The organism is Mesorhizobium sp. M7A.F.Ca.AU.001.01.1.1, from assembly GCF_004022735.1.
GTDB classification, from domain to species: domain Bacteria; phylum Pseudomonadota; class Alphaproteobacteria; order Rhizobiales; family Rhizobiaceae; genus Mesorhizobium; species Mesorhizobium ciceri.
The window spans coordinates 1-625 of sequence record NZ_RZPF01001307.1 but is presented as its reverse complement, the minus strand read 5'-3'; the positions used below and the strand labels follow the sequence as shown (position 1 = coordinate 625).

The following is a 625-nucleotide window of genomic DNA, read 5'->3' as shown; positions in this document are numbered from 1 at the left end:
CGCCGAGGATTTCGCCTTCTTCGACGGCGAGGTCGACGCCGCCAAGTGCCGTGACACCGCCGAACTGCTTGCTCAGGCCGCTGATCGCCAGGATCGGGCTCACCGCCGTGCCTCCGAGGGGGCGGTATCGCGCTCTTTCGTCTCCCGCTTCGGATTGCCCGCCAACATCGAGCGAAGCGCCCGCACGACACCGCCGATCAGGCCATCGGGCAAAAGCATGATGACTGCGATCAGGCAGACGCCGTAGACGATGCGCGACTGCACCGGATCGAGGTTGAGCACTTCCGGCAGGAAGGCGACGAGGATGCCGCCGGCCAGCGGGCCCTCGATCAGCCTTGCCCCGCCGATCATCACCATCAGCGCCAGGTAGATGCTGGGGAAAGACGAGAATTGCGAGGGCGAGATGTGGCCGAGGAAATAGGCCAACAGCACGCCGGAGATGCCGGCAAAGACGCCGCTGACGACGAAGGCGCCGATCTTGTGGCGGCCGACATTGATGCCGAGCGAGGCGGCCAGCTTTTGGTTCTCCCGGATGGCGCGCAGCGTGCGGCCATAGGAGGAGTGGATGATCGCCCAGCTCGCCACCGCCGCTGCCGTGACGAAAGCCACCACCATCAGATAGTAG

The 625-nt window shown here is 65.4% G+C and carries 1 protein-coding gene; it reads right to left on the bottom strand.

All coding sequences use genetic code 11. The features are described from left to right. Positions 1 to 99: 99 nt before the first annotated feature. Positions 100 to 625 (bottom strand): branched-chain amino acid ABC transporter permease (locus EN884_RS37840; RefSeq protein ID WP_164895510.1); only part of this gene is annotated, 526 nt, incomplete at its 5' end.